This window comes from Sandaracinus amylolyticus, from assembly GCF_021631985.1.
In the GTDB taxonomy this organism is placed as follows: Bacteria; Myxococcota_A; Polyangia; order Polyangiales; family Sandaracinaceae; genus Sandaracinus; species Sandaracinus amylolyticus_A.
The window spans coordinates 3,668,717-3,694,417 of the sequence record NZ_CP070225.1 but is presented as its reverse complement, the minus strand read 5'-3'; the positions used below and the strand labels follow the sequence as shown (position 1 = coordinate 3,694,417).

General features: G+C 72.5%; 23 protein-coding genes and 2 tRNA genes. 15 read left to right on the top strand and 10 right to left on the bottom strand.

What is annotated here, in order from left to right; all coding sequences use genetic code 11:
• The first annotated feature begins 7 nt into the window (after positions 1-7).
• From I5071_RS15285 to I5071_RS15270, 4 genes are all read left to right on the top strand, one after another.
• The gene (locus I5071_RS15285) at positions 8-1,009 is read left to right on the top strand and encodes a pseudouridine synthase (RefSeq protein WP_236606189.1); all 1,002 of its coding nucleotides are present in this window, start codon (positions 8-10) and stop codon (positions 1,007-1,009) included.
• Between the two features lie 21 nt (positions 1,010-1,030).
• Positions 1,031-1,104 (top strand) — tRNA-Met (locus I5071_RS15280).
• A gap of 30 nt (positions 1,105-1,134) precedes the next feature.
• Positions 1,135-1,208: transfer RNA gene (locus tag I5071_RS15275), tRNA-Met, on the top strand.
• A gap of 69 nt (positions 1,209-1,277) precedes the next feature.
• Positions 1,278-1,796 (top strand): DUF1851 domain-containing protein, encoded by a 519-nt coding sequence (locus I5071_RS15270; protein WP_236606188.1) that lies wholly within the window; start codon positions 1,278-1,280, stop codon positions 1,794-1,796.
• Positions 1,797-1,864: 68 nt separating this feature from the next.
• Here I5071_RS15270 and I5071_RS15265 read toward each other — a convergent pair whose 3' ends face one another.
• From I5071_RS15265 to I5071_RS15250, 4 genes are all read right to left on the bottom strand, one after another.
• A complete protein-coding gene (locus I5071_RS15265; RefSeq protein ID WP_236606187.1) occupies positions 1,865-2,860 on the bottom strand; it encodes a WecB/TagA/CpsF family glycosyltransferase in 996 nt (331 codons plus the stop codon).
• A 405-nt stretch (positions 2,861-3,265) separates the two neighbouring features.
• Positions 3,266-4,534: a saccharopine dehydrogenase family protein gene (locus I5071_RS15260; RefSeq protein ID WP_236606186.1), complete on the bottom strand. Its 1,269-nt coding sequence runs from the start codon at positions 4,532-4,534 to the stop codon at positions 3,266-3,268.
• 54 nt (positions 4,535-4,588) lie between these two features.
• Positions 4,589-5,701 carry a THUMP domain-containing class I SAM-dependent RNA methyltransferase gene (locus tag I5071_RS15255; RefSeq protein ID WP_236606185.1) on the bottom strand — a complete coding sequence of 371 codons (1,113 nt, stop codon included), beginning with the start codon at positions 5,699-5,701 and terminating at the stop codon, positions 4,589-4,591.
• Positions 5,701-6,207, bottom strand: coding sequence for a nuclear transport factor 2 family protein (locus tag I5071_RS15250; protein ID WP_236606184.1), 507 nt, complete (start codon positions 6,205-6,207; stop codon positions 5,701-5,703). Before I5071_RS15250 ends, I5071_RS15255 begins: the two co-directional genes overlap by 1 nt.
• A 65-nt stretch (positions 6,208-6,272) precedes the next feature.
• Between I5071_RS15250 and I5071_RS15245 the strand changes: the two genes are divergently transcribed.
• From I5071_RS15245 to I5071_RS15210, 8 genes are all read left to right on the top strand, one after another.
• Positions 6,273-7,916 carry a phytoene desaturase family protein gene (locus I5071_RS15245; protein WP_236606183.1) on the top strand — a complete coding sequence of 548 codons (1,644 nt, stop codon included), beginning with the start codon at positions 6,273-6,275 and terminating at the stop codon, positions 7,914-7,916.
• A gap of 59 nt (positions 7,917-7,975) precedes the next feature.
• The gene (locus I5071_RS15240) at positions 7,976-8,377 is read left to right on the top strand and encodes a ferritin-like domain-containing protein (protein ID WP_236606182.1); all 402 of its coding nucleotides are present in this window, start codon (positions 7,976-7,978) and stop codon (positions 8,375-8,377) included.
• The gene (locus tag I5071_RS15235; RefSeq protein WP_236606181.1) at positions 8,374-9,168 is read left to right on the top strand and encodes a family 1 encapsulin nanocompartment shell protein; all 795 of its coding nucleotides are present in this window, start codon (positions 8,374-8,376) and stop codon (positions 9,166-9,168) included. Before I5071_RS15240 ends, I5071_RS15235 begins: the two co-directional genes overlap by 4 nt.
• Positions 9,169-9,374: 206 nt before the next feature.
• Complete coding sequence (locus I5071_RS15230; protein ID WP_236606180.1) at positions 9,375-10,427, top strand: type III polyketide synthase; 1,053 nt, start codon at positions 9,375-9,377, stop codon at positions 10,425-10,427.
• Between the two features lie 19 nt (positions 10,428-10,446).
• Positions 10,447-11,019: an isoprenylcysteine carboxyl methyltransferase family protein gene (locus tag I5071_RS15225; RefSeq protein WP_236606179.1), complete on the top strand. Its 573-nt coding sequence runs from the start codon at positions 10,447-10,449 to the stop codon at positions 11,017-11,019.
• Positions 11,012-12,178 carry an FAD-dependent oxidoreductase gene (locus I5071_RS15220; RefSeq protein ID WP_236606178.1) on the top strand — a complete coding sequence of 389 codons (1,167 nt, stop codon included), beginning with the start codon at positions 11,012-11,014 and terminating at the stop codon, positions 12,176-12,178. Before I5071_RS15225 ends, I5071_RS15220 begins: the two co-directional genes overlap by 8 nt.
• Before the next feature lie 4 nt (positions 12,179-12,182).
• A complete protein-coding gene (locus tag I5071_RS15215; RefSeq protein ID WP_236606177.1) occupies positions 12,183-13,094 on the top strand; it encodes a 1-acyl-sn-glycerol-3-phosphate acyltransferase in 912 nt (303 codons plus the stop codon).
• On the top strand, positions 13,091-13,897 hold the full coding sequence (locus tag I5071_RS15210; RefSeq protein WP_236606176.1) for an alpha/beta fold hydrolase: 807 nt from the start codon (positions 13,091-13,093) through the stop codon (positions 13,895-13,897). Before I5071_RS15215 ends, I5071_RS15210 begins: the two co-directional genes overlap by 4 nt.
• Positions 13,898-14,030: 133 nt before the next feature.
• Here the strand turns inward: I5071_RS15210 and I5071_RS15205 are convergent, their stop codons facing one another.
• Positions 14,031-14,393: a hypothetical protein gene (locus I5071_RS15205; protein WP_236606175.1), complete on the bottom strand. Its 363-nt coding sequence runs from the start codon at positions 14,391-14,393 to the stop codon at positions 14,031-14,033.
• A 117-nt stretch (positions 14,394-14,510) separates the two neighbouring features.
• Between I5071_RS15205 and I5071_RS15200 the strand changes: the two genes are divergently transcribed.
• The gene (locus I5071_RS15200; RefSeq protein WP_236606174.1) at positions 14,511-14,912 is read left to right on the top strand and encodes a hypothetical protein; all 402 of its coding nucleotides are present in this window, start codon (positions 14,511-14,513) and stop codon (positions 14,910-14,912) included.
• A 37-nt stretch (positions 14,913-14,949) separates the two neighbouring features.
• On the opposite strand, the gene I5071_RS15195 is transcribed toward I5071_RS15200, so the two are convergent.
• Positions 14,950-15,225 carry a hypothetical protein gene (locus I5071_RS15195; RefSeq protein ID WP_236606173.1) on the bottom strand — a complete coding sequence of 92 codons (276 nt, stop codon included), beginning with the start codon at positions 15,223-15,225 and terminating at the stop codon, positions 14,950-14,952.
• Positions 15,226-15,275: 50 nt separating this feature from the next.
• Positions 15,276-15,890 carry a hypothetical protein gene (locus I5071_RS15190; protein ID WP_236606172.1) on the bottom strand — a complete coding sequence of 205 codons (615 nt, stop codon included), beginning with the start codon at positions 15,888-15,890 and terminating at the stop codon, positions 15,276-15,278.
• Between the two features lie 367 nt (positions 15,891-16,257).
• On the opposite strand from I5071_RS15190, the gene I5071_RS15185 reads away from it, so the two are divergent.
• Both I5071_RS15185 and I5071_RS15180 read left to right on the top strand, forming a co-directional pair.
• Positions 16,258-17,145 (top strand): tetratricopeptide repeat protein, encoded by an 888-nt coding sequence (locus I5071_RS15185; protein ID WP_236606171.1) that lies wholly within the window; start codon positions 16,258-16,260, stop codon positions 17,143-17,145.
• 3 nt (positions 17,146-17,148) lie between these two features.
• Positions 17,149-18,477: an MATE family efflux transporter gene (locus tag I5071_RS15180; RefSeq protein WP_236606170.1), complete on the top strand. Its 1,329-nt coding sequence runs from the start codon at positions 17,149-17,151 to the stop codon at positions 18,475-18,477.
• 331 nt (positions 18,478-18,808) lie between these two features.
• On the opposite strand, the gene I5071_RS15175 is transcribed toward I5071_RS15180, so the two are convergent.
• From I5071_RS15175 to I5071_RS15165, 3 genes are all read right to left on the bottom strand, one after another.
• Entirely contained in the window at positions 18,809-20,164 is a 1,356-nt protein-coding gene (locus I5071_RS15175; protein WP_236606169.1) for an alpha/beta hydrolase, read from the bottom strand.
• Positions 20,165-20,254: 90 nt separating this feature from the next.
• Positions 20,255-22,018 (bottom strand): OmpP1/FadL family transporter, encoded by a 1,764-nt coding sequence (locus I5071_RS15170; RefSeq protein WP_236606168.1) that lies wholly within the window; start codon positions 22,016-22,018, stop codon positions 20,255-20,257.
• Positions 22,019-22,044: 26 nt separating this feature from the next.
• The gene (locus I5071_RS15165; protein ID WP_236606167.1) at positions 22,045-25,458 is read right to left on the bottom strand and encodes a hypothetical protein; all 3,414 of its coding nucleotides are present in this window, start codon (positions 25,456-25,458) and stop codon (positions 22,045-22,047) included.
• Positions 25,459-25,701 lie beyond the last annotated feature (243 nt).

Below are 25,701 nucleotides of genomic sequence, written 5' to 3'. Positions count from 1 at the left end.
GAGCGAAATGGCTCGAGAGAGACTCCAGAAGATCCTCGCGCACGCGGGGGTCGCGTCGCGTCGTGCGGCCGAAGGGCTGATCGCGTCGGGGCACGTTCGCGTGAACGGGCGCGTGGTCACCGAGATCGGCAGCAGCGCCGATCCGCGGAAGGACAAGATCGAGGTCGACGGCAAGCGCGTCGTGCTCGAAAAGCCCGCGTACTTCGTGCTGCACAAGCCGCGCGGCGTGGTGAGCACACTGAGCGATCCCGAGGGGAGGCCGCACCTCGGCCAGTACCTCGCGCAGCTCGGCGCGCGCGTGTACCCGGTGGGACGGCTCGACTTCCACACGAGCGGCGTGCTGCTCGTGACGAACGACGGCGAGCTCACCGACGCGCTGCTCCATCCGCGCAAGGACGTGCCGAAGATCTACGTCGCGAAGCTGCGCGGGCACGTGCATGTCGAGGATCTCGATCGGCTGCGCAACGGCGTGGTGCTCGACGACGGGCACAAGACGAAGCCCGCCGAGGTGTTCGTGCTGCGCGAGGAGGACCGCAACACGTGGGTCCAGATCACGCTGTACGAGGGCAAGAACCGGCAGATCCATCGCATGGGCGATGCGGTCGGGCATCCGGTGCTGCGCCTCGCGCGTGTGTCGTTCGCGGGGATCACCGCGGAGGGGCTGCGGCCCGGGCAGTGGCGCGAGCTCGACGCGCGTGAGCTCGAGAAGCTCAAGAAGCAGTACATCACGCCGGCGCGGCGCGCGCGCGATCGTGCTGGCGCCGAGGGCGCGATCGAGCCGGGCGAGGCGCCGGCGAAGCCGCGCGCGCGTGGTGTCGCGAGCAAGGCGGCGGCGAAGCCGAAGCGCGGCGCGAGCGCGACGCGTTCGCGTGCCGACGAGGGCGTGAAGCGCGAGCGCGGATCGTCCAGCACGGGTCGCGCGAAGAGCGCGCGTGCGCGTGGCGACGAGGGTGCGTCGAGCGAGCGTGCGACGAGCAAGCGATCGCGCTTGACGCCCCGTGGGCGCTGACTATAACAGCGCTCCACCTGACGCGGGGTGGAGCAGCCTGGTAGCTCGTCGGGCTCATAACCCGAAGGTCGTCGGTTCAAATCCGGCCCCCGCAATCAACCTCTCTCTCATCGATACACACCCGTCGCGGGGTGGAGCAGCCTGGTAGCTCGTCGGGCTCATAACCCGAAGGTCGTCGGTTCAAATCCGGCCCCCGCAAAGCAACGATGCAGTCCGGAACGCCGCCCCTCGGGGCGGCGTTCTGCGTTTCACGCCGAGGAGATCGCGCTTGTCGTTCCGCGCGTACTTCGCTCGCATCACCGTCTCGAGCGACGAGATCCTGAAGGACTGGCGCTGGCTCGTAGGGCCGTCGCTCGAGGTCTGGCGCGTGACGACGTGGGGCGATGCGATGCTCCGCGATCGCGACGGCTCGATCCACCTGCTCGATCTCTCCGAAGGCGTGCTGCTGCGGATCGCCGACAGCGAGACGGAGCTGGAGCGCGCGCTCGAGCGCGTCGAGCTGCAGGACGAGTGGCTGCGTGGGTCGCTCGTCGATCGTCAGGCGCGCCTCGGGATGATCCCGGGCGTCGACGAGTGCCTCGCGTACCGAGTGCCGCCGATCTTCGGCGCAGGCTTCGGTCCGGAGAACGTCGAAGTGCGGCCGATCGTGCCGCACTTCGCGTTCACGGGGCAGGTGATGCAGCAGGTGAAGGCGCTGCCGCCGGGCGCGCGGATCTCGAAGCAGACCGTCGACGGCAAGGATCCGGGAACGCTGGCGCCGAAGCGACCTTGGTGGCGCTTCTGGTGATCACGTCGATGCGTCACATCGAGGCGTCCGTCGGCGCGACCGGTGCGTCCGGCACCTTCGCGCGCTGACTACGTGGCTGCTTGCGCGAGCGCGCGGCCGAGGAACAGCGGGTTGCCGACGACGTAGCGGCGCGCCATGCGCCGCGGCTCCATCAGGAGGCGCCACGCCCATTCGAGGCCGACCTCGCGCCATGCCGCGGGGGCGCGCGCGATCGCGCCCGAGCACATGTCGAAGAGCCCGCCGACCGTGAGCACGGTCGCGCCGCGCGCGTCCGCGAGGTGACGCCACGCCCAGAGCTCCTGGCGCGGGCTGCCCATGCCGACGAGCACGATCACGCGACGGAGCGCGCGCACGCGCGCCGCGGCACGACGCGATCCTGCCTCGCCGAGATATCCGTGCGACACGAACGGCACGTCGAGCTCCGGGATCTCCGAGCGCATCCGCGCGACGCACTGCTCCGCGATCCCCTCGCGCGCGCCCACGAGCACGACCGGCACGCCGCGCTCGGCCGCGCGACGACACAGCAGCGGGAAGAGATCGGTGCCGTTCACGTTGTGGCGCAGCTCGACGCCTTGCATGCGCGCGGCGAGGCGCACCCCGATGCCGTCGGGCAGCACGAGATCCGCGCGCGAGAGCGCGCTCGCGAGCGCCTCGTCCTCGTAGGCGAGGTTGAGCAGGTGCGCGTGCGCGAAGTGCACGATGCGCGCGCGATCGCGGCGCGGCGCGTCGACGATGGTGCGGAGCGCTTCGTCGACCGTGACGTTGTCGACGTGGGCGGACACGAGGTGAGGCCTGCGTTCGCGCACGAGCTCGCGCTCGGGCACCAGCGCGTTGGCGACGGCGGCGCGCGCGACGATCTTCGCGTCACTCCACCACGAGCGCTCGGGGCTCGTGAGGTACGTGCGCTCCGCTTCGACGAGATCGACGTACTCGATGCCGAGCAGGGCGCGGGCTTCGATCGGCGAGATCCATCCGCGCGGTGAGCCGTCGTCGGCGCGGCTGCCGACGAGCGGGCTCGCGCCGGTGAGGACGGATGTCAGCGTTGCACGCGGCAACAAGCGCATGTCGTGGTTCCTCCTGCGAGTCGGATCGCAGCGCGTCGCGAGCGAGCGCGTGCGAGCCGGGCTGGGGATTCGGGTGGACGTGGAGCAGCGCTGCTGGGTGCCGCGACCCAGTGCAGTGTTCGCGCCGAGGGTCCCCCGTGTCGCGACGGTTTCGCGCGCCGCACCGAAGACGTGCCCGGTGTCGCGACGACGCCACGGCAGCGGCGTCACGCGCCTCACTCGGGACACCCGAGCGCGTCAACGCGCGACGTGCGCTCCACGACGAAGGGCGCGCGCGCTCGCGCGTCAGCCGTGGCGCTCGCCCGCAGCGAGGTGTTTCTCCGCTTTCACGCCGCAGCGTCGCCGGCGTGACGGACGCGCAGCGCGGACGAGCTCGATGCCCGTCCGCGCTCTCCGCGCGTGGGATCAGTCGACGCGGAACACCATGCCGGCGCGGCGCAGGCGATCGACGAGGCGCATGCCCATCGTGCTCGCCGGCGTGCGGATGCCGCCCGGCGTGCCGAGCTGCGCGCCGTCGAGCGCGAGGCAGAGCGCGGCCTCGGAGAGCATCTTCGCGGTCTCGCCGTAGCCGGGATCGGCCTTGCCTTCGACGCGGCCGCGCAGCGTGATCTCGCGCCCGTCGGCCGCACGACCCTTGCCGATGAGGCGGATGACGAAGTAGCCGCGCTCGCGTGCCTCGCGATCGGGGCCCTCGCCGGGCTTCGGCAGCACGCGCTCCTCGAGCACGCGACGGATGGGCTTCACGCTCGCCGCGGCGACGAACGCGCCGAGCCCGGCGGTCATCGCGCTCGCGAAGATCGCGCCCTTCGGGCCGCGGCCGGTGCTCATCGACTCGGAGTAGCGGAAGTCGCGGCCGTACGCGTGCTGGAGCAGGAAGTTGCTGCGACGCACGATGCGCGTGTTGATCGCCGCCATCACGAACGGACCGGTCCACATGCCGAGGTCGCGCTCGAAGCGCACGCCGCGCTGATCGGATCCATCGCGCCCACGCGCGTCGCGAGGAACCAGCGCGTAGGGGTCGCCGACGATGCGGAGCACCGAGCGATCACGCGCGACCTCGTCGAGGATGTTGAGCATGCTCGCGATGGTCCCGCCGCTCGCGCTGCCCCGCGACTCACCGGCGAAGAAGCGCACCTCGTCGAGGTGGCCGCCGTGCCGCTCGCGCATCGTCTCCTGCATCATGAGCGTGCCGAGGTCCGAGGGGATCGAGTCGAACCCGCAGCAGTGCACGATCCGCGCGCCGGTGCGCACCGCTTCGTCGTGGTGCGCGTCGATCATGCGGCGGATGAACTGCACCTCCCCGGTGAGATCGCAGTAGTCGGTGCCGTGGCGCACGCACGCGGCGACGAGCTTCTCGCCGTACTTCGCGTAGGGGCCGACGGTGGTGCACACGACCTCGGCGCGCGACGCGACGTTCTCGAGCGCGGCCTCGTCGTTCGCGTCCGCGACCAGGATCGGCCACTCGGCGGCCTTCGGGTGCACGTCGCGCAGCGAGGCGCGCACGCGCTCGAGCTTGGCGCGATCGCGCCCTGCGAGCGCGATGCGCACGCCCGCGTCGCCGTGATGGCGCGCGAGGTACTCGGCGACGAGCGCGCCGGTGAAGCCGGTCGCGCCGAAGAGGACGATGTCGTGCTCGCGAGAGCGGTCGCGGGTGCGTGGAAGGGTCGCGTTCATGGCCGCGGAGCGGAGCACGGAGCGCGTGCGAGGTCGAGCCCGCCTCCTTCCGGCTCAGCCCTCGACCATCGCCTGCACCTTGAGCCCGCCGAGATCGCTGAGGAACGCGCTCTTCAGCGGAAGACCCGTCGCGTATGCGAGCTTGCGGTCGTGCGCTGCGATCGTGAGACGCACGTCCTCACCGAGCGCGCGTCGCAGCTGACCGAGGCCGCGATGCAGCGCGCGCAGATCCGGTCCGGGCCCGAGGCGCTCCCCCCACGGCGGGTTCGTGATCACGCGCGGGGTCGTGCCACGCGCGAGGGACGGATCGATCGCGGCTGCTGCGGTCGAGAGCGCGCCGACCTCGAAGGTGATCGCATCGAGCACGCCCGCGCGCTCCGCGTTCGCGCGCGCTGCATCGATCGCCTTCGGGTCGCGATCTCGCGCGACGATCGTCGCGGCGCTGAGGCGCAGGCTCGATCGCGCGCGCTCTCGGGCCTGGGCCAGCGCGATGCCGTCGTCGAGCGCGGTGCGCTCCATCGCGAAGCTGCGCTCGAGCCCGGGCGCGTGGCGCATCGCGATCCGCGCGGCCTCGATCGCGATCGTCCCCGAGCCGCACATCGGATCGACGAGCAGGCTCGCGCCGTCCCAGCCCGACGCGACCACCAGCGCGCGCGCGAGGTCCTCGCGCAGCGGCGCGCGATGGGGATCGAGCCGATACCCGCGGCGGTGCAGCGCGTCACCGGACGTGTCGATCGAGATCGTGCAGCGATCCTCGAAGAGCCGGACGACGATCGGGATCTCGTCGTCACCCTGCGGATCGTCGCCGAGCCGCGTCCGGATCGCGCGCTCGACACGCTCGGTGATCGCGCCGGTGTGGAAGACGCGCGAGCGCTGCGCGGTCGCGCGCACCCGTCGCGGCACGTCGCGCCGCAGCCATCCCGACCACGGGAGCCGCGCGACGTGCTGCTCGAGACGCTCGAGGTCCTTCGCGTGGAACGACGCGACGCGCACCAGCACGTGGCTCGCGAGGCCGAGCTCGACGAGCAGCGTCGCGAGGGTGTCGCGATCACCGCTCGTCTCGACTCCACCGCGCTCGACGTGAGGGTCGCAGCCGAGCGCGCGCATCTCCTCGGCGAGCAGCGGCTCGAGCCCGGGCGCACACGCGACGAAGATCGCGAGCTGCATCAGGGCTCCTGCGGCGGCGGCGGGGGCGCGCGCAGCAGATCGCGCACCTCGACGAAGCGCTCGTTGGGCACGGTGATCGCGAGGTCGTAGTGCGCGATGCGCCACACGCCGTCCTCGCTGCGCAACAGCACCGCGCTTCCGCGCGCGGGACCGAGGTTCACCGTCTCGAGATCCTCGTCGAGCCACGCGACGTCGCCGCGCACGATCACGTCGCGCCGCACCGAGCGCATGCGCCAGCCTCGTCCCGCTTCGAACGCCGGGTGCGCATAGTCCCGGAACTGCTGAGGATTCCAGCGCTCCGTGGCGTCGGTCCCGAGGAAGATCGCGTCCTCGGTGAGGTGCCCGAAGTAGCGCGCCTCGTCGGAGCTCGCGGCCGCGTCGTGCCAGTCGTCCATCACCGCGTCGATCGCCGCGCGCTCGTCCGCGGTCGCGGCGTGGACGACGGGACGTGGGCACGACGCGCACGCACCGAGCACGAGCAGAGAGAGCACGAGGAGCGATCGCATGGCGCGCGCTTCGTACCACGCGCGCGTCATGTGATCGCGCGCCGTGCGCCTATGCATCGTCGAGAATGGTCGCAGCAGCTCCGGCGGATGCCGACGTGGTGGTGATCGGCTCGGGCGCGGGGGGCCTCGCGGCCGCGGTCGCGCTCGCGCAGGCGGGGCGGCGTGTGCTCGTGCTCGAGCAGCACTACCTGCCCGGCGGGTGGTGCCACTCGTTCCCGCTCGGTGGGTTCCGCTGGAGCCCGGGCGTGCACTACATCGGCGAGCTCGCGCCGGGGAAGATGGCGCGCCGCATCTACGAAGGGCTCGGGCTGGGCGGTGATCTCGCGTTCCACGAGCTCGACCCCGAGGGCTACGACGAGGTGCGCGTCGGGCCGCGCGAGCGCTTCGCGATCCCCGCGGGACGCGAGGCGCTCGTCGATCGCCTGAGCGCGCGTTTCCCTCGTGAGCGCGAGGGGATCGCGCGCTACGTCGAGACCACGTCGAAGATCGGCGCGGGGCTCGCGACGCTGCTCGAACTCGACGGTCCGCTCGACGCGCTCACGCTGCCGCTGCGCGCGCCGACGCTCGCGCGCTGGGCGATGCGCTCCGCGAAGTCGCTGATCGACGCGCACGTCGAAGATCCGCTGCTGCGCGCGATCCTCGCGGCGCAGTCGGGCGATCACGGGCTGCCGCCCTCGCTCGCGCCCGCGCCGCTGCACGCAGCGGTGTTCGGTCACTACGCGGACGGCGGCTACTACCCGGAGGGCGGCGCGGCCTCGCTCCCGCGCGCGTTCATCAAGGCGCTCTCGCGTGCCGGAGGATCGATCCGGGTGCGCACCGCGGTGGAGCGCATCCTCGTCGAGAACGGACGCGCGATCGGGGTGCGGCTCGCCGACGGTCACGAGATCCGCGCGCCGCTGGTGATCAGCAACGCCGATCCGCACGTGACGTTCGGACGCCTGCTCGCGCCCGAGCACGTGCCCTCGCGCCTGCGCCGCAAGCTCGCGCGCACCGCGTACTCGACGTCGGCGATCTCGCTGTTCCTCGCGGTCGACGTCGACCCGCGGCGCTTCGGGCTGAGCTCGGCGAACGTGTGGTGGTTCGAGAGCGACGACGTCGACGGCATCTACCGACGCGGGCTCGAGCCCTGGGGATGCGAGCTCGGCGACGTGCCCTTCCTCTTCCTCAGCGCGACCACGCTGAAGGATCCCTCGAAGCGCTATCGCGATCCGCAGACGCGACGCGAGCAGCACACGCTCGAGGGCTTCACGCTCGTCGGCTACGACGCGTTCGCGACCTGGGCGTCGACCCAGCACGATGCGCGCCCCGAGAGCTACGAGGCGCGCAAGCGCGAGCTCACCGCGCGCATGCTGGAGGCGGTCGAGCGCGTCGCGCCCGGGCTCACGCAGCACACGATCTTCGCCGAGCTCGGCACCCCGCTGACCAACGAGTTCTACGTCGCCGCGAGCTTCGGGAACATGTACGGCACCGCGAAGACGCGCGATCAGATCGGGCCCTTCGCGTGGCCGATCACGACGCCGATCGGGGGCCTCCTCTGCTGCGGCGCGAGCACGCTCTCGCACGGCGTGATGGGCGCGACGATCTCGGGGCTCGTCGCGGCGCGCACCGCGCTCGGCTGCACGTTCGACGATCTGCTGCGCACCGGTGGGCCCTCGATCCGGATCGGGCCCGCGAAGAGCTCGATCGAGCCGGCACGCGCTGCGTCCTGAGAGCGCGTTGTGGCGTCGCGCGACGGTGCCCAGATGCGACGCGGGAGTCGAAAGACAGCGTGTCCAGCGAGAACTATCACGAGCCTCTCGAGTCGCTCTCCGAGCCCACGCGCGATCTGCACCGCGCGATCTCCTCGCTGATGGAGGAGCTCGAGGCCGTCGACTGGTACCAACAACGGGTCGAGGCGACCGGCGACGCCGAGCTCGCTGCGATCCTCGCGCACAATCGGGACGAAGAGATCGAGCACGCGATGATGGTGCTCGAGTGGATCCGACGCCGCGTCCCGAAGTTCGAGGCGAACGCGCGCACGTACCTCTTCTCGCAGGGCGCGATCACCGAGGTCGAGGCGCAGGCCGCGCACGGCGGAGACGCCGCGCCGAGCGAGCCGAGCGCGACCCCCGAGCCGAGCACGTCGGGATCGCTCGGCATCGGCAGCCTTCGCGTGGGAGTGACACGATGAACCTGCTGAAGCGAGAGCTCGCGCCGATCACGCCCGAAGCGTGGGGGCAGATCGACGCCGAAGCGCGTCGCGTGCTGAACCTGCACCTTGCCGCGCGCAAGGTGGTGGACTTCAAGGGCCCGCTCGGATGGGAGAAGGGCGCGGTCAACACCGGACGGCTGTCCACCGTGGACGCGCCGCTCGATCACGTGAGCGCGCGTGTGCGCGTGGTGCTGCCGCTGGTCGAGCTGCGCACGTACTTCGAGCTGCCGATCGACGAGCTCGACGATGCGTCCCGCGGCGCCGACGATCTCGACTTCAAGCCGCTGATCGAGGCCGCCGCGCGCATCGCGCGCGCCGAGGACCACGCGGTGTTCAACGGGTATCCGGCCGCGGGGATCCACGGCGTGATCGAGTCGAGCGAGCACGCGCCGGTCTCGCTCGCGCACGCGCACCGGCTGCCGTTCGCGGTGGTGGAGGCGAAGGAAGTGCTCCGTCGAGCCGGCGTCGACGGGCCCTACGCGCTCGTGCTCGGGCCGCGGCTCTACGACGAGACGCAGGCGGCGGCGGAGGACGGCTACCCGATCCGCAGCCGCGTCGAGCCCCTGATCGACAGCATCGTGTGGGCACCGGCGCTCGAGCACGGCGCGCTCGTGTCGATGCGCGGCGGCGATTTCGAGCTCACCGTCGGACAGGATCTCTCGATCGGGTACGCGTCGCACGACCAGGGTCGCGTGCGCCTCTACCTCACCGAGTCGCTCACGTTCCGCGTGCTCGAGACGACGGCCGCGGTCCCGCTGCGTCGCACCTGATCCCGCGCGAGCGGGCGCACGGCGCGATTCGTCCCGCCGTGACGCGACCGCTCACGAGGTACGCGCGAAAGCGCCGAGGATCGGCAGTCCATCGCGCGGCACGTTCGCTGCTCCTCAGCGCGCAGGGGTACACGAGAATGAACCTGCCGATCGAGAGACGCCCGAGCGAACGCCCGCGCGCGATGCGCGCTCGGCTCGCACCCTCCGTGGCGTCGACGGCCATCGCTTTTCCGCGCCATCGCTACACCCAGGCCGAGCTCGCCGACGCTGCCCAGCGCGTGCTGCCCGAGGGCATGCTGCGCGACGGAGCGCTCCAGCGTTTCTTCGCGCGCGTCGGCGTCGAGTCGCGCTGCCTCGCGCTCCCCGCCGAGCAGTACGGCTCGCTGCACGGCCTGAAGGAGCGCAACGACGCGTGGCTCTCGGCCGCGATGGATCTCGCCGAGGAGGTCGTGCAACGCGCGCTGGACGAAGCGGGGCTGCGCGCGAGCGACGTCTCGCTGCTCGCGACGACGACCGTGACCGGCATCGCGGTGCCGTCGATCGACGCGCGCTTGATGAACCGGCTGCCCTTCGATCCGAGCCTCAAGCGGCTGCCGCTCTTCGGGCTCGGGTGCCTCGGTGGCGCGGCAGGCCTCGCGCGGGTCGCGGAGTACCTGCGCGCGTACCCGGAAGAAGCGGCGATGCTCGTCTCGGTCGAGCTCTGCTCGCTCACGTTCCAGCTCGACGACATCTCGGTCGCGAACCTCGTCTCGACCGGGCTCTTCGGCGACGGCGCGGCGGCGGTGCTGCTCGTCGGCGCGCACCATCCGCTCGCGGATCGTGCGCCGCGACCGACGGTGCTCGCGAGCCGCTCGGCATTCTTCCCGGACACCGAGCGCGTGATGGGCTGGGACGTCGTCGACGCGGGGTTCAAGGTCGTGCTCAGCCCCGACGTGCCCAAGGTCGTCGCCGAGCACGTGCGGCCCGCGATGGACGGATTCCTCGAGGAGTACGGGCTCTCGCGCCGCGACGTCGAGCGCTGGGTGATGCACCCCGGTGGCCCGAAGGTGATCGACGCGCTCGAGGAGAGCCTCGAGCTCGCGCCGGCCGCGCTCGAGCCCACGCGACGCAGCCTCGCGGAGGTCGGTAACCTCTCGTCGGCGTCGGTGCTCTGTCTGCTCGACGAGCATCGTCGCGCCGCGCCCGAGCCGGGCTCACACGGCGTGCTCATGGCGATGGGCCCCGCGTTCTGCGCGGAGATGGTGCTGCTGCGCTGGTGATCCGACCGAGGGGGACGCGATGGGCTCGCGGGTGGCGTTCACGATCCTCGTCGCGCTCGTCGCGATGCAGAGGCTCTGGGAGGTGCGGCGCAGCGCGCGCCACGAGGCCGCGCTGCGCGCAGCCGGTGGTCGCGAGCACGCGCCCGAGCAGATGCCGTGGATGCGCGCCATCCACGCCGGATGGCTCGTCGCGATGATCGTCGAGGTGTGGGCGCTCCATCGCGTCGCGCCGGCGTGGCTCGCGGTGAGCGCGTTCGTGGTGTTCCTCGTCGGCCAGGGCCTGCGCCTCGCGGCGATGCGCGCGCTCGGACCGCGCTGGACCGTGAAGGTGATCACCGTGCCCGGCGAGGTCGCGATCTCGCGCGGCGTGCTCGCCCACGTGCGGCACCCGAACTACCTCGGCGTCGTGCTCGAGATCGCGGCGCTCCCGCTCGTGCACGGCGCGTGGCTCACGTCGATCGTGTTCTCGATCGCGAACGCGGTCCTGCTGCGCGCGCGCATCCGCGCCGAAGAGGCCGCGCTGCGCGCCGATGCCTCGTACGAGCACGTCCATCGCGATCGTCCGCGCTTCATCCCGGGGGTCCATGCCTGACCGAAACGAGCAACCCGTCGTCGTCGTGGGCGCAGGGCCGGTCGGGCTCTTCGCGGCGCTCTCGCTCCTCGCGCGCGGCGTGCGCCCGATCGTCATCGAGAAGCGGCGCGAGCCGCGCCCGGGCTCGCGATCGATCGGCGTGCACCCGCCCTCGCTCGAGCTGCTCGACGCGCTCGGCCTGGGCGGCGCGTTCGTCGCGCGCGGCGTGCGGGTGCGGCGCGGTCGCGCGTTCGGCGCGTCGGGCGAGATCGGGATGGTGAGCTTCGCGAGCTGTCCCGGCGCGCACCCGTACGTGCTGACGATCGCGCAGGAGGACACCGAGTCGATCCTCGCCGAGGCGCTCGAGACGCGTGCCCCCGGTGCGCTGCAGCGCGGCGTCGAGCTCGTGTCGATCACGCCGCGCGATCACGCGGTCGATCTCACGGTTCGCGATCACGACGGAACGACGCGCACGATCGAAGCCGCGGCGGTCATCGGGTGCGACGGTCGCCGCAGCGCGACGCGCTCTGCGTCGTCGATCGCCTCGCTCGGTCTCACCTACGAGGGCGCGTACGCGATGGTCGACGTCCCCGACACGACGCGCTTCGGCGACGACGCTGCGATCTTCCTCGGCGCGGGCGGCCTGGTGGAGTCGTTCCCGCTGTCGCGACGCTGGCGTCGCTGGGTGATCCGTCGTGACGCCGAAGGGCAGGGCGACGTGACGATCGAAGAGATCGCCGACACCGTCGAGCGCCGCACCGGCCATCGCCTCCCGCGCAACGAGGCGCGCGCGCCGAGTGCGTTCCGCGCCGAGCGTGCCCTCGCGACCGAGCTCGCGCGCGGTCGTGTCGCGCTCGCCGGCGATGCCGCGCACGTCGTGAGCCCGATCGGCGGGCAGGGCATGAACCTCGGCTGGCGCGGCGCCGCGACCCTCGCCGACGCGCTCTCGGGCGCGCTCGCGCGTGGCGACGATCCGACGATCGCGCTCGCCGCCGACGCCACCGTCCGAGCGCGCGCGGCGCGTGCTGCGACGCGACGCGCCGAGCTCAACATGTGGCTCGGCCGTCCCACCGCGCGCGCCGCCGATCGGGATCGTGTCGTCACGGCGCTCCTGCTCCAGCCCGTCGCGTCGGTGCTCGCGCGCGCGTTCACGATGCGCGGGCTCGAAGCCGGAGTCTGACGCGGTGCCTCCGCACCGCGCGCTCGCTCTCGACACGCCGCACGCACCCGACGCGCAGGACCCGTTCCCCCACGCGTCGTTCGCGCGCATCGCGCGCGCGCTCCGCGATTCGCTCGCGCCCGAGCGCTGCGGCTTCGATCCCTACGCGCTCGATCGCCGCGACCCCGCGCTGGTGCGCGAAGCGCTCCCCGCGCTCGAGTGGTTCTCGCGCTGCTACGTGCGCTTGCGCGCGTCCGGCCTCGAGCATCTCCACGGCGCGCCCGCGCTGCTCGTCGCCAACCACAACGGCGGCGTGATGGGCCCCGACCTCTTCTGCACGATGGCGACGCTGTGGCGCGCGCTCGGCCCCGACGCGCCGCTCTACGCGATGGCGCACGACTTCGCGATGCGCCGCGTGCTCCCGCTCGGACGCCTGCTCCAGCGCATCGGCGCGATGCGCGCCGATCCTGCGAACGCGCTGCGCGTGCTGCGCAGCGGCGGTCGCGTGCTCGTCTATCCGGGCGGCGATCTCGACGCGTTCCGACACTTCCGCGCGCGTGATCGCGTCGTGTTCGGCACCCGCGTCGGCTTCGTGCGCATCGCGCAGGCGGCGCGTGTCCCGATCGTGCCGATCGTCACCCACGGCGCGCATCGCAGCGCGATCATCGTGCACGAGGGCGAGTGGCTCGCGCGCGCGCTCGGGCTCACGCACTGGAGCCGCCTGCAGCGCTTCCCGATCGCGCTCGCGCTCCCGTGGATCGTCGCGCCCGGCCCGTGGATGCCCTACTTCCCGCTGCCGTTCGCGATCCGCCTGCGCGTGCTGCCGCCGATCGATGCGCCTTCCCACGCGGATCCCGCCGCGATCCGCGACGACGTGGTCGCGCGCATGCAGTCCGCGATGGACGACCTCGCGCGCGAGGCCGCGGAGCGGCGATGACCGAGGTCCACCGCACGCTCGTCGAGGACGGCGCGTTCGCGCGCGTCGTGCACGACGGCTCGCCCGACGCGCCCGCGCTCGTCGTGATCCCGGCGCTCGGCATGCCTGCCGCGGTGATCGATCCCTTCCTCGCGCGCCTCGCGTCGGCGCTGCGCGTCGTGACGATCGAGCTGCCCGGCGCGGGGGCGGCGAGCGGCGCGCGCGCCGGATGGGGCACGCGCGATCTCGCGCGCGCGGTCGACCAGGTGCTCACCGCGCACGCGATCCCGCGCGCCCACGTGTTCGGCGTCTCGCTCGGCGGGATGGTCGCGCAGTGGGTCGCGATCGATCACCCCGCGCGCGTCGATCGCCTCGTGCTCGCGTCCACCGCCGCGCACGGCGTCGGCGCTGCGCTCACGAACCTGCCCGCGAAGGTCGTGCTCGCGAAGGCCGCGCTCTCGCCCGAGCCCGGCGCCACGCTCGCGCGCGCGATCGTCTCCGATCACGTGCGCGACGATCCCGACGCGATGGGCCGCATCGAGGCCGCGATCGCGGAGCAGCCTCGCGACGGCGAGGAGATCGCGTGGCTCGCTGCAGCCGCGGCCGTGCACGACACGCGCGCGTGTCTCGCGACGATCCGCGCACCGACGTTGATCCTGACCGGCGCGCACGACGCGTTGATCCCGCCCGCGGTGCAGGACGAGCTGCAATCCGGCATCACCGGCGCGCAGCGCACCACCATCGCCGGCGCGGGCCACGCGGTCGTGCTCGACCAACCGAGCGCGACCGCGGACGCGGTGCTCGCGTTCCTGCAGCGCGCCTGATCCTCACGTGCGCCGGCGCGGCGCATGGAGCGCCCTCGGCTCCATCGTCGGCAAGGACGATACGTCGGCTCGCCCCCGTTCCCCGCGCGCTTCGCGCGCTCGTCCGAGACCGGCTTGGCACTCCCGCAATGCGTCAGCGCTGGGCCGCCGTCGCACGTCGGGGGCGGCCTCGAAGCCGCAGCGCCAGCTCGATCAGCGCGAGCGTGAACGCGTCCGCCGCGTCGTCGGTGCGCGGCCCCGGGCCGCTCTCGTGCTGCGCCTCGCACCAGCTCCGTCGCGCTGCGATCGCCTGCCCGACCGCATCCGCGAGCTCCGCGTCCGGTCGTGCGTGCGCGATCACGCTCGCGATCTCGGCGGTCACGCGCTCCAGCTCGGCCTCGAGCGCGCGCGCATCGCTCCTCGGCCCCGCATCGTCCTGCGCGGTCTGCAGGGCCAGGAAGCGCTCCGCGAGCCGGCGGAGGCGTGCCTCGACGAGGCTGAGGACGGGAGCGCTCACGACGCGACAGCTACGCACCGCTCGACCCGCGTCCAGGCGACGCGACGCTCTCTGCGCGTGGACCACACGACGGAGACGAGCGCGCTCCTGGCCCGCCATCTGCTTCGTCTGTGTGGCATGAGCCTTCTGGCCCGTCTGACGGAGCTCCGAGCCCGTCGCGTCGCCCGCGCGCTGCTCGAGATCCAGCAGGGCATCGACGACTGCGTCCTCGACCCGGGCAAGTGCGACGAGACGCAGTTCGAGCGTCTGTGCGTCCTGCGTGAGCTCGCGATGATGCAGGTCGAGCAGCTCTCGCGTCGGGTGAGGCGGGATCGGACGCTTCGCGGCGCGCTGGAGGCCGTCTGCCGCGCGTACCAGAGCTGGGCCGACGAGGAGCCCGGCACGGAGCGCGAGCCGGAGTGTGCGGACGAGCTCGCGACCCGCATCGTGGAGCTCCGCGACACCATCGACCGCGCCGAGGCCGCCGAGCGCCCGCCCGAGACGGCCGCCCCGGTCGTCATCGCCTCCCTCCGCCGCTGACCGCCCCCCGGCCGTCCCGCGGCGCCCCCCGACCCGTTCAAGCCTCGACCGTCACCACCTTGACCGCGCTGCTGCCCGCGAGGTCGCGCGTGACCACCGGCACACCCGCGAGCGCCCGCTCCTCCGCCGCGTGGGCCCGCACCACCGGCGCCAGAGGCGGCGCCGCGAGCACGCAGTCGATGCGCACCGCCCGCATCAGCTCGAGCGCCTCGTCCACGCGCTCGGCCACCAGCACGCACGCCCCGTGGAGGAAGAGGTCGAGCACCAACTCGCTGCGCACCCCTTCGTCGGGCTCCACCACCAACAGGGTCACTCCAGTGAGCTCGTACACCTCTCGTCAGATGGGCGCCGCCGACCCGCCCGTCACCCCTGGTCTCGGGGAGGGACTCGCCAGAACGCGTTGCGCGTCTCGCCGCAGCGGACCTCTTCCCAGCCCGCTCGCTGCGCGCGCTCCCAGTCGACGCCCGAGCGCATGCCCCAGTGGTCCACCGGCCCTTCGCACTGCGACATCAGCTCGCCGCGCACGATGCGCCCGGCGGCGTCGTAGAGCGCGAGCCAGCGGTCGCGGTACGCGCCCCACGGTGCGTGCCGCACGACGCGTGCTTCGCCTCGTCGTCGGATCGTGATCACGCTCGGCCAACCGTCTGGACGCCGACCGTCGCGCCGGAGGTGCGCGACCCACGCGCGGGGATCACGACGCTCTCGATCGAACACGCGGTTCGAGTACGCGCGCGCCGCCCATGTGAACGACGCGCCCGCGCGCCGCGCACGGCTCGTGAGCACGTCGTGGATCGCCGCGCACTCCTCCGGCGTCCCGCTCAACCCGATCTCCGACGCGCACACCCGCGCGAGCGCGAGCTGGGCGTCGACGCGCTCGGGGCGTGCCGCGGCGCGCTCGGTGGTGGAGACCAGCTCCGTTTGCTGGGCTTCGACGCCGGCGCTGCTGCCCGCACCGAGCGCGAGCCCTCCGGCGAGCACCAGCGCGACCCGTGTCTTCCCTCGTCGCCGGCGTGTGTGGCGGCTCCCGGCGGTTCTAGTCGTACTGAACGGAAGGTCGGTCATGGCGCGGTGGGATGAGCACCAGCGCGCGTTGTTGCAAGGAAACGTGGCGCATAGCCACGGTGTGACACCGACTCGAAACCACATGTAGGACATGTGGACAACGTTCTGCAAGCCTGCGCGAACGTGGCGGGAATCGGCGATATGCGATGCGCCAGTCGCATGAGGAGTTTTCTCACGGTGCGCCCGTGACACGCGCTCGCGACCGCGCCGGCCGGGCGGTTGCAACCGGTCTCCGGCGAGGGTAGAGCGCGGTCCTCTCGCCGTCCCCCCTCGGAGCCTTGCCGTGGCCAAGCCGAAGAAGCTTCCTCCCCCCTCGGTCCCCGACGCATCGCAAGCCGTCGCTCAGGCGGAGACGCCGCGGATCAAGTGGAACGTCATCGCCCAGATCGGCCTCGCGGTCGTCGTCGTGTGGGCGCTCGCGATCGGTACGATCCCCTACGTCGGCTACTGGGGCGTCGGCATCGTCGGCGTGCTGACCGCCGTGCTGATCGGCTTCGGGATCTGGATCTGGCGCTTCACGCGTCGCCAGCAGCGCATCATGGACGTGCTGAAGCAGGCGACCGACGACGAGGGACGCCGCGCGGCGATCGCGCAGCTCGAGGCGCAGGGCAGCAAGGACGCGATGGCCGCGCTCGCGCGCGCCCAGCTGATGCTGCGCGACGACCCGAAGGCCGCGATGGGCATCCTCGAGGGCATCGACGTCTCGAAGGAGCCGGGCCCGGTGCAGGACGAGGTCCGCTCCAACCTCGCGTTCCTCTACCTCGCGCAGGGCCGTCCGAAGGACGCGCGCCCGGTCGTCGACGAGCTGCGCCTCGACCGCCAGACGAACCCCAAGGCCAAGGCGATGTACGCCGCGGTGATGGCCGAGACCTTCGCGCGCACCGGCAAGGCCGACGAGGCGAAGAAGCTCCTCGAGACCTACTCGCCCGACGACCCCGAGTACGGCGAGGTCTCGATCGTCCTCCTGCGCGCGCAGGTCTACACGTATCTCGCGACCAAGAACCGCGGCCTGATGCGCAAGGCGATGCTGAAGATCGCGGAGCGCGATCCGAACCAGCTCGGCCCGTTCATGCAGAAGGGCTCGAGCCCCGAGCTCCAGGCGGCGGTGCGCGAGGTGCTCACCCAGGCCGGCTTCGCGACGCGCGCCAAGACGAAGGTGCAGCGCCAGTAGCTCGTGCGGCTCGATCTCGACGTGGCGCGCGCGGTCGCCCGCCTGGCGGGCCCGGCGATCGCGCAGTCGCTGCTCCACACGCTGGTGTTCCTCGTCGATCGCGCGATGCTCGGCCGCTTCTCCGCGGACGCGCTCGCGTCGATGCAGATCAGCGGGCCGGTCACGTGGAGCATCTCGTCGGTCGCGTCGGCGGTGCAGGTCGGCGCGATCGCGATCGTGGGCCGCGAGGTCGGCGCGGCACGGCGCGATCGGGCCGCGGCCGCGGTGCGGGCCGGGCTCGGCGCGTCGGCGGGTATCGGGCTCCTCGCGGGCGTCCTCGCGACGCTCGCGATCCCGCTCGTGCTCGCGGGCTTCCCCGACGCGGGCCCCGCGGTGCGAGACGAGGCGAGCGCGTACCTGGGCGTGATCCTGCCGTGCCTCCCGCTGCTCCTCGTGTCCGCGATGGCGGCCGCGGTGTTCCAGAGCGCGGGCGACACGCGCACGCCGCTGCTCGTCGCGCTGCTCGCGAACGCGGTGAACGGTGGCGCGAACTGGGTGCTGATCTTCGGGCGCGCCGGGATGCCCGCGCTCGGGGCGAAGGGCGCGGCGATCGGGAGCGCGCTCGCCCTCGCGGTCGAGTGCGCGGTGCTCGTCGCGCTGCTCGCACGAGGACGCGGCGTGGTGTCGCTCCGAGGGCGCGGCGGCGAGCGCGAGCAGCTCGCGCGGATGGTCGGCGTCGCGGGCCCGGCGGTGCTCGAGCGCATCGCGCAGCACGCGGGCTTCCTCGCGTTCGTCGCGATGATCGGCGCGCTCGGTCCGCTCGCGATGGCCGCCAACCAAGCGCTGATCAGCATCGAGTCGGTCGCGTTCCTCTCGGCCGACGGGTTCGGGATCGCGGGCGCAGCGATCGTCGCCCAGCGGCTCGGCGCAGGACGCGAGGATCAGGCGCGCATGGCCGCGCGCGTCGCCGCGGCGATGGCGCTCGTCGCGCTCTCCGCGTGCGGGATCGTGTTCGTGATCGCGCCGCGCGCGCTCGCGTCGGCGTTCACGCCCGAGCCCGAGATCGTCGCGCTGGCGGTGCCGTGCCTCTTCGTCGCCGCGATCGCGCAGCCGTTCATGGCCGTCGGCGTGGTGCTTGGCGACGCGCTGCGAGGCGCGGGCGCGACCCGGACGACGTTCGTCATCACGCTGATCGGCGGCGTCGCGGTGCGTCTCGCCGCGACGTGGATCTTCGCGTTCGAGCTCGGGCTCGGCCTGCTCGGCGTGTGGATCGGATCGACGATCGACTGGGTGGTGCGCACCGCGCTCGCGTCGTGGCGCTTCTCGCGCCCCGGCTGGGCGCGCGCGGTCTGACGACTGCCGGAGTGCTCGTCCCGCAGGTCGCGGACAGGAGCGTGCGGAGCACGCGGACGGTAGGAACCTGCGGGCGAGCCGATTCGCCGAGCCGGAGTGCTCGTCCCGCCGGTCCCGACGGGAGCGTGCGAAGCGCGCGGACGGTAGGGACCTGCGGGCGAGCCGATTGCTGAGCCGGAGTGCTCGTCCCGCCGGTCCTGCGCGGAGCGCGCGGACGGTAGGGACCTGCGGGCGAGCCGATTGCTGAGCCGGAGTGCTCGTCCCGCGGTCCCGGACGGGAGCGTGCGGAGCACGCGGACGGTGGGGACCGGCGGGCGAGCCGATTCTCGAGCTACTCGGCGTCCTCGCGGCCGTCGTCCGGCGGCTCGGGCGTGCGATCGCGCAGGATCCGCGGGCGCCTCAGGAAGCGCAGCACGCGCCGCCGCAGCGCATCGTCGTCGAGCACGACCGCGGGGATCTCGTCGTGCCCCACGCCCGGCAGCACGTGCAGCTCGACCGTCGGCACGTGCTCCGCGAGCGCCTGCGACTGCGACACCGGGATCGTCCGGTCCGCGTCGCCGTGGAAGAGCAGCACCGGGATCGGCGGCGCCTGCTCCAGCACCCGCGCCGGCGAGAGCTCGAGCGGCGAGGTGTGCCCGAGCCCTCGCGCCACCACGCCCACGATCCCTCGCGCCACCGACCCGAACGGCCCGAGCGGCGAGAGCCGCCGCCCCACGATCTCGCCGTAGTCCGAGGGCGGCGCGAACGCGACCACGCTGCGCAGCCCCCGCGGCGCCAGGCGCGCCGTCGTCGAGAGCGCGATGCCCGCGCCCATCGAGGTCGCGAGCACGCTCATCTTCGTGCGGTCCACGCCGTCGCGCGACGCGAGCCAGTCGAACGCCGCCTCGAGATCGTAGCGCTCGCGATCCGCGAACGTCGTGACCGCGCCCTCGCTGCGCCCGTGCGCGCGCCAGTCGATACGCAGCGCGTGGTACCCGCGCTCCTGCAGCGCCGCCGACCATCCCGCCATCCGCGTCCGCCCGTCGGAGATCCCGTGCAGCACCACCACGCCGCCCGCGCCGCGCCGTCCCGGCGAGTACGTCCCGCGCAGCAGCGTCCCGTCCGCCGAGCGGATCTCGACCTCTTCCTCGTTCGCGTGCCGCAGCGGCGACAGGTGCGCGAGCCGCACCGGCGCGATCCCGAGCTGCACCGACGCGAGCCCCCACGTCAGCGTGAACCACGGCCCGAGCAGCACGAGCAGTGTCACCACCGCGATCGTCGCCCGCGCCCGACGATCCGCGCCCGGTGCTGCGAACCGGATCGCCGCGCCCGCCGCGAGCAGCGGCGCGCCGAGCACCACCTCGAGCGTCAGCAGGCTCACCCACAGCGGGTCGCGCGGCGCGCTCAGCGCGAGCAGCACCGGCAGCAGCCCCGCGACGATCGCCCCGACCCGCATCCGCCGCCGCAGCATCGGCATCGCCGACACCCGCCACGCCGCCACCGCGAGCATCCCCAGCGCCGCGCCGCCGACCACCAGCACGTAGCGCAGATCGATCGAGCCGCGCGGCCCCGGAGCACCGGCGAGCGTGCCGTTCACGAACGGGAGCGCGACCGCGAGGACGACGAGCAGGACACACGCGAGCTCACGCACCGCCGACGCCGGCGGAGGAGGCGCAGAAGGCGGCCGGCTGGGACCGACCAGGCTCAACGCGCGCGCCTCCCCGCTCGCCGCGCCGGAGGAGGCACGGCGAGGCCACGACGGGCCTGCTCTGCGAAGCAGGGCGACGCGGGCATCTCGTCAGCGCGGCGGGCGGCGACCGCGGCCGCCACGGCGACCTCGACCGCGCCGCGGCCTGTCTTCGGTCTGCGTCTCCTCGGTCACGTCGGGCGTCTCCTCCTCGCTCGCCTCGGTCGAGGCCGGAGTCTCCGTCCCGGGAGGAACGGTCGTCACCGGCTCGGCCTGGGCCCCGCTGCCCTGCTGGTACCACGGCTGCGAGGAATCGACCGCAGGATCTTCGACGGGGGTCGTCTCGGAGGGCACGGGCTCCTCCTCGACCGGCGCGGGCGCGGCCGCCCAATCGGCCTGCCACCGCATGCCGACGCCCACGAAAGGCATGGTGAAGTTGTAGTCGCCGTTGCCGACGTACACCGGGCCGCGGTTGTCGGGCACCGGCGGGCGGATCGGGTTCTGCTGGGTGACGCGGCTGTCGCGCACCTGGCGCGAGAAGAGGTGCGCGTAGCCGACCATCAGATCGCCCCACACGCCGTCGAAGAGGCGCATCGAGAACCCGCCCGCGACCACGATCTTGTCGCTGTCGATCGTCAGCGGCGACAGGTACGCGTCGTCGAACGAGCCGTTCTCGAAGTAGCCGCCGAGGCGGATCTGGTACGAGCCGTCGATCGTGTACTCACCGCCCAGCCGCACGCTGAACGTGTCCCGCATGTTGCGCGGGATGTTCATCGCGCCGATCTCGTAGTCGAGGAAGTTCAGCGCATCGATGATCCACACGTCGTTCGGCACGACGCTCACCTCGCGCTGCATCGACCACGTCTCCCAGACGAACGAGGCCTCGAGGCGCAGGTTCTCGATCGCGAGCAGCTCGGCGCCGACGCGCAGGATGAACGGGAAGTTCAGGTTCACCGCCGCCGTGGTGTCGCGACACGGGTGGTTCGGATCGGCCTGCACCTCCTCGTCCGACGCCTCGCCGACCGAGCACGGTCCCGCGTCGGGGCGATGTCGCGTCGCCGAGGGCCCGAACGCCGCCGCGCTCGGCGCGCGCACGTCGATCGACGCGTCGCCCGAGAGCGAGAACGGCGTCGAGAACGACGCACCGAGCCGCACCGGCCCGGGGTTCCACGTCACGCCGCCGACCACGCTCGCCGTGATGATCGGCGAGAGGTTCATCTGCGCGATGCCGTCGTACTCCGGGTCCTCCGGGAACGTGCAGATCGCTCCGTCGCACGCCGAGAGCGCCACGCGCGCCGCGAACGCGCCCACCACGCCGTGCACCGCGAGGCCGATCGAGAGCTCGTCGGGCAGCGGGGTCCACGCCGCGCCGACCGCGATCGTCGCGATGAGGCTGCCCTCCATCGTCAGCAGCGAGTATCGCTGCGGCGCGGGGTAGTCCATCCCGTCGACGGTCAGCGACTGCGGGTAGCTCATCAGCGCCGCGTTCGGCGCGAACACACCCGCGCCGAAGTGGAAGTGCTCGAGCCCGAAGTCGAACGTGCCCGCGATCGTGGGGATCGGCAGCGGCGCGTTGGTGCCGTGCACCGTCGGCATCGTGTTCCCGCCGCTGTCGATGCGCGTGTACTCGACGTCGAGGAAGCCCAGCGTCGCGTCCACGACGAGCTGCTCGCCCGCGAACCCGATGCCGGCCGGGTTGATCCAGAGCGCGCTCGGATCGTCGGCGCCCGCGACGAACGCGCCGCCGCGCCCGAGCGAGCGCGTGCCGCGCTCGAGCAGGTAGAACCCGCCGGCGCTCGCACGAGAGGGCATCATCGTGAGCGCGCTCAGCGCCACGCAGAGCGCCGCGATGACGGCGCGATCTCGTTGTCTCATGGTCGTTTCGTCCGAGTCGGCGCGGGTCAGCGGATGTCGCGCGCTTGCACGACGTCGTAGAGGCGCTCGAGGCCGCGCCGCTCGTCGGTCATGAACCCGCGCGTCGCGTCGAAGGTCGCTTCGTAGTCCTCGGCGTCGAAGGTCCCGCCGGCGCCGGGCGCTGCGCGGTTGATCTCGCCGATCACGTCGAGGATCTCCTCGAGCGGCGTGCGGCCGTCCTCGGGATCCGTGAGCTGCACGAGGTTCGCGAGGATCTGCCGGAGCGTCCGGCGCGTGTCGCGCGCCTGCACCGAGCGGATCAGCCCGAGCCCGTCGTTCGCGACGCTGTGCTCGATGTCGAGCGTGGCGTCCGCATCGCGGCCGGAAACATAGTCGAGGGCGTCGGGCGCGAGCGCCTGCGAGAGCGCGTGCACGAGCGGCAGGATCGTCTCGTCGTCCTCGAGCACCTGCAGGAGGTCCGCGCCCGCGTAGAGCGTCGCGGCGAACGCGTCGTTCGTCGACGCCTCGTTCACCAGGTACCCGATCAGCCGCGACAGCGCGTCGCGCGCCTCGGCGTCGTCCTGCACGCGATCGAGGAACCGCACGCCGCTCCACACCAGCGGCGAGCGCATCATCTCCTCGGTGTCCGGCACCAGGTCGCGCGACCACTGCACGAGATCGCCCGCCGTGCGGTGCTCCGCGAGGCGCTCGCGCAGGAAGGGCAGGATCGTCAGCAGGATCGCGCGCCCGCGCTGGTTCGTGAACGTCGCCTGATCACCGAGCGGGCGCGTCCCGAGGAACTGCGTCGCGAGACGATCGCGCGCGGTGCGCCAGGGGTCGCGGCGCTCCGGCGACGCGTCGAGATCACGATCCATGTTGCGCAGGCCGTCGAGCACGAGCAGCAGCGGCGTGACCGCGAGCTCGCGCGCCCCGTCGTTGGTCGGGATCGCCGTGCGCCCGTCGCGCGTCGCGAGCCCCGCGTTGCGCGCGGGATCGATCAGATCGTTCGACGCCTCGGCGAGCACCCGCAGACCGTCGCGCCCGGCCTCGACCTCGACCGTGTCGGTGACCGCGGCTGCGCGCTGCAGCCGCGCGAGCAGGCGGCCCTCGACGAACCCGTCGGCGACGAGCTCCTCGTAGCGCATCCCGCCGTCCTGGTACGAGAAGTTCGCGCCGGTCGGGTTGGTGCGCTGGGTGAGCCAGTGCTCGCGCGACGCCCAGTGGCGGTGCAGCGCCGTGATCAGCTGACCGAAGCGGTACTCACCCGCGTCCGAGTAGCGGAACTCGGGGCGGTGCAGCACCTCGAGCATCGGGGTCATGCCCTCGAAGAACCCGGGCTGCTCCCACGCGAAGATCGTCCCGTGGTAGGTCGCGACCACGTCGTTGCCGTGGCGGTCGAGCACCGGCGCGAAGAGCTGCCCCGCGAACGTGCTGTTGCAGTCGCCGCCGTCCGCCGCGGGCGTGCATGACTCGGTGCCGCTGTCGTTCGACAGGCCCCAGAACACCAGGCGCGCCATCGCCTCGGGCGTCGGACGGCGCGTGAGGCCCTCGATGCCCGAGCTCTCCTCGAGCGCGTCGTCGACGTTGATCCCGAGGAAGTCCGCGGCGTCGACCATGAAGTTGAGGAACCCGTCCTGGAGCTCCAGCTCGTAGTCGCCGAGGATCGAGAGCGCGTACGCCTCCGCGACGTTGTCGATCCGGATCAGCTCGCACTCGTCGGCGGTGCCGATCAGCGGATAGCTGAGCGGCAGCGAGATCGGCCCGATGTGCAGCGTCATGTTGAGCTTCGCGCCCGCGCGGTTGCACACCTGCACGCCGTCGAGCCCGTCGATCAGCGCGATGGTGCGCTGGAACAGGCTCTCGTTGTCCTGGGTGTCCGCCACGCTGCGATCGACGCGCTGATCGAGCGGCATGCCGAGCGGCGGCCCGTTGGGCGCCGCCGGGTCGTACGTGATCCGATCGCGGTGCCGCATCAGCCCGCCGTAGACCTCGCCGAGCTGCGCCGAGCGAGGATCCGCGAACGAGCGGATCATCGCCTCCATCAGCCCCGGCTCCTGCGCGTACTCGATGCCGATCTGGATGAGGTCGTCCCACAGCACGTTGGGCTGCTCGAGCACCGCCTCGTCGTGCATGTCGCTGCGGTCGAGCATGTAGTCCGCGGCCATCACGAGCCCCGCGGTCTCGGGCTCGTGATCGCGGATCAGCGTCTCCACCAGCGCCAGCGCGCGATCGGTGGTGTCGCGATGCATCATCTCGCTCAGCGCGTAGACCATGTCGAACATCGAGCCGCGCGACGTGTCGGGCCCCTCGTACGTCAGGGTCTCGGTCCCGTAGGTCTCGGTGAGCGTCATCTCCGGGCCGAGGATCGCGCGCACGCCGCGCGAGAGCTGCAGCGCGGTCGGCGTCGTCGCGTCGAAGAGCGGGCCCGCCTCGCGCACCATCGCCGCGAGCAGCGTGCGGTCGACGTCGAGGTACTCGAAGTAGCGCGACCCATCGCTGCGCAGCGCGCGCCCGCCGGGATCACGCGCGATCCCGGTCTCGCCCATCACGCGGAACGGGCGCGGCAGCTCGACCATCGGCGTGCCCGTCGCGTCGACGAAGCGGCCCATCACGTCGACGTCCGCGAGCCCGTCGGTGTCCATGTCGACGAAGGGCGCGGCCACCGTGCCCGACGCCGGCAGCGCGAGCCCGCGCTGATCGCGGATCAGCAGCCAGCGCGAGGTGCCCGAGCCGAACGCGTCCTGCTGCGTGAACATCAGCTCGCGCGCGATCTCGAGATCGGTCTGCTCGCCCGCCGGCACCGGATCCGGTGGCTCGAGCGTCGCCATCTCCAGCGCGAGCGCGCGCTGCATCTCCTGCCACTCGCCCGCCGCGAGACCGTCCGCGGGATCCGCGGGGTCGTCGCTCACGACGCGCAGCGCGAGGTTCGCGAACTCGTCGAACTCCTCGTACGCCAGCACCGGGCGCACCACGCCGAGCGCGAGGCGCAGCGGGCGATATCCCTCGCGCGTCCCGATGCGCGCGAGCGCCTCCATCGCCCCGCGATCCTCGCGCAGCGTCTCGAGCAGCTCCGCGAGCAGCCGCGTGTTGCGCGGCAGTCGCTCCTCGGGCGCGTCGTAGAGCGGCAGCAGCTCGCCGAGGAAGAACCCGAGATCGTCGCCGATCGCGTCCTCGGGCAGCACCTGATCGAGCGCGCGCGCCAGGCGCTCGCGGTTCTCCATCAGCACCACGAGCTGTCGCGGCGCGTCGCTCGGCGGCTGCACCTCGCCGCGACAGACGGGCTTCCACCGCAGGCCCATCACGTCGGTCGGGTTCGCCTCCGACGCCATCCGCTCGCAGAAGACGCGGACGATCTCCTCACCGAGCGTCCCGCGCGCGGCGGGCACCCGTGTGGTGTCGAAGTGCGAGCAGCCGATCGACAGCCAGACCACCAGACAAGCGAAGAGGGCGCGCTGCCTCATGACCCCAACCCCCGAGAGCACGACGTGACGCGACGCGCGCGCGCGCTCGCCGACCGAGGCCGAGCGACGCGTCGCGTCGTATGAGCGTGCTCACGACGGTACGCGGGGAACCCTTGCCGAAACAAGGCCGGAACGGCGAGGTGACGCGCTTTCTGACGCGGTGCAACAATCCTGACGCGCCGCGTTAGCCCGGCCTCGCTGTACGAGTTGAATCGGGTTCAAGGTTGTTGACGCGACGTGTCA